Source organism: Streptosporangium nanhuense, from assembly GCF_059358815.1.
This window is the reverse complement of sequence record NZ_JCADBG010000079.1, coordinates 1-3,271: the sequence shown is the minus strand read 5'-3', so window position 1 is coordinate 3,271 and position 3,271 is coordinate 1. Positions and strand designations below refer to the sequence as shown.

Sequence of the window (3,271 nt, the reverse complement as noted above, 5' to 3'; positions counted from 1 at the left end):
GCACCGGACGCCGCCGAGCGCCGACCACCACGCACCAGACCCCGCAACAACGCCGGCACCTCACCGTAGGCACGCAGCAACGGCAGATCCAGCCGAACCGGAACCAGCACCGCATGCTCAAGCACGACAGCGGCCTCGAACAACGCCAGCCCCTGCTCCACAGACAGCGGGGGCATGCCCATCCGGGTGATTCGCCGCATGTCGATATCGCTCAGCGTGCCGGTCAAACCGCTGTCCTGGCTCCAGGCACCCCAGGCCAGCGAGAGCGCGGGCAGCCCCTCGGCCCGGCGCCGCTGGGCCAGCGCGTCCAGGAACGCGTTCGCCGCCGCGTAGTTGCCCTGCCCTGCCGAGCCCATGACACCCGACAGCGACGAATACACAACGAACGCCGCCAGATCCAAGCCCCGGGTCAGCTCATGCAGATGCCAGACCGCATCCACCTTCGGCCGCAGCACCGTCCCCAACCGCTCAGGCGTCAACGACGGGATCGTCCCATCGGCGAGCACACCCGCGGTGTGGATCACAGCGGTCAGCGGATGCCCGGCATCGATTCCAGCCAGCAGAATCGCCACCTGCTCCCGATCCGCCATGTCACAAGCCGCGATCTCGACCTCGACGCCGTGCGCGATCAGCTCCGCCTGCAACTTCACCGCCCCCGGGGCGTCCAGGCCCCGGCGGCTGGTCAACAACAGATGCCGCACACCCCGCTCGGCCACCAGGTGCCGGGCCAGATGACCACCCAGACCACCGGTGCCACCGGTGATGAGCACCGTGCCGTCCGGGTCCCAGGGCCGCTCTGCCTGCTGAGCCGAGGTCACCCGGGCCAGACGAGGCACCCGCACCACACCCTCACGGACCGCCGCCTGCGACTCACCCGAGGCCAGCACCCCGGTCAGCACCGAGGAGGTCAACTCACCCTCGACATCGACCAGCACGAACCGATCCGGGTTCTCCCACTGCGCCGAGCGCACCAACCCCCACACCGCCGCAGCCGCCAGATCAGCGACCACATCACCTTCCCGCGCCTCCACCGCACCCCGGGTGACGAACACCAAACGCGAAGCCGCGAACCGCTCATCGGCCAACCACTCCTGCAACAGGCCCAGGACATGAGCGACCAGCTCGTGCGTCGACTCCAGCACGCTCCCAGCATCGGCCGACCCGACGGCGACCATCACCACGCCCGGCACCGGATCCAGTGAGGTGAGATCCCCGCTCAGCTCGACCACGCTCGCGTCGCTCCCCGCGCCCGCCACCTGCGGCAGCACGACCCAGTCCAGCCCGAACAGCGAGTCCCGCTCCACCCCACCACCACCGGCGCCGACAAGCTGATCAGGAGTGAACGGGCGCAACACCAGCGACCGCGCCGCCAGCACCGCCTCCCCAGCCGCATCCACCGCACTCAGCGACACCGCGTCCTGCCCCACCTTGGCCAGCCGCACCCGCAACAGCGAAGCACCACCGGCATGCAGGCACACCTCTCCCCAGGAGAACGGCAACCGCGTCCCCGCCGCCACATCCAGCCCCACAAACGCCACCGCATGCAACGCCGCATCCAACAACGCCGGATGCACCCCGAACGAACCCGCGCCCGAGGCCGCCTGCTCGGGCAGCGCCACCTCGGCGAACACCTCACCACCGGCACCGTGCCAGGCCGCCCGCAACCCCCGAAACACCTGGCCATACCCCAGCCCCTGGGTGGCCAGCTCCTCGTACAGCCCGTCCAGTTCGATCGCGGTCGCGCCGGCCGGGGGCCACACCCCCGCGTCGAACGACGCTGCGACCCCGCCCCCCGCGGCCAGGGCGCCGGTCGCGTGCCGCACCCACGGCGCATCCTCCCCCGCCTGCGCCGACCGAGAATAGACATTCACGGTACGCCGACCGCTCTCCTCCGGCCCGCCCACCGCGACCTGAACCACGACCGCCTCATCCTCACCCAGCACCAACGGAGCAGCCAGCGTCAACTCCTCCACCCGGTCGCAGCCGACCTGGTCCCCGGCCCGTACCGCCAACTCCAAGAAACCGGTCCCCGGAAAGACCACCATCCCGGCCACCGCATGATCAGCCAGCCACGGATGCGACGAGAGCGACAAGCGACCGGTCAGCACCACCCCATCGGAGTCGGCCAGGCCCACGGCGGCACCCAGCAGCGGGTGATCCGTCGCGGCCAGACCCAGCCCGCGAGCATCTCCACCCTGCCGCGCGTTCGGCCAGAACCATTGGTGCTGGAAGGCGTAGGTGGGCAGGTCGACCCGGCGGCCACCCGGCAGCACCTGCCGCCAGTCCACCGCCACCCCGCGCACGAACAGCTCGGCCGCCGAGAGCAGGACGCGGTCCAGGCCGCCGTCATCGCGACGCAACGTCCCGGCGATCACCGTGACGGCATCGCTGTCATCCACGCATTCGCCGATGCCGACCGTCAGCACCGGATGCGGGCTCACCTCGACGAAGGCGCGGTGGCGCTGCTCCAGCAACGCTTCCACGGCTGAAGCGAAGCCGACCGTGCGGCGCAGGTTCTCACACCAATACCCCGCCTCCAGCTCCGGCCCTTCCAGCCATTGGCCGGTCACCGTCGACAGCATCGGCACCCGCACCGGCCGTGGCGCCACCTCCGCCAGGATCCGGGCCAGCTCCTCACCGATCAGATCCACCTGCGCCGAATGCGAGGCGTAATCCACCGCGATCCGCCGGACCCGCACCCCCTCCTCGGTTAGCCGCTCAAGCAGTTCTTCCACGGCCTGGACCTCACCGGCGACCACCACCGAGTTCGGGCCGTTGACCGCCGCGACCGACACCCGCCCGTCCCAGGCCGCCACCTGCTCACGCACCCGCTCCACCGGCAACGCCACCGACGCCATCGCCCCCAACCCGGCCAGCCTCTCGCCGATCAGACGACTGCGCAGCGCCACCACCCGGGCGCCGTCCTGCAACGACAGGCCCCCCGCGACCACCGCCGCCGCGATCTCGCCCTGCGAATGGCCCACCACCGCATCCGGACGGACCCCGAGCGACTCCCACACCGCCGCCAACGACACCATCACCGCGAACGACACCGGCTGCACCACATCCACCCGATCCAACCCCGGGGCACCCTCGGCCTGCCGGACCACCTCCAGCAACGACCACTCCACGAACGGCTCCAACGCCGCGGCGCATTCGGCCATCCGGCCCGCGAACACCGCCGACTCCTCCAACAGAGCCGCACCCATCCCCACCCACTGCGCCCCCTGACCCGGGAACACCCACACCGACCTACCCTCGACATCCGCCA

The 3,271-nt window shown here is 70.9% G+C and carries 1 protein-coding gene; it reads right to left on the bottom strand.

Translation table 11 applies throughout. The annotated features are described in order from the left end of the window. A partial coding sequence (locus tag AC5L38_RS43975; RefSeq protein ID WP_495248775.1) for an SDR family NAD(P)-dependent oxidoreductase occupies window positions 1-3,209 on the bottom strand: 3,209 nt, incomplete at its 3' end. Window positions 3,210-3,271 lie beyond the last annotated feature (62 nt).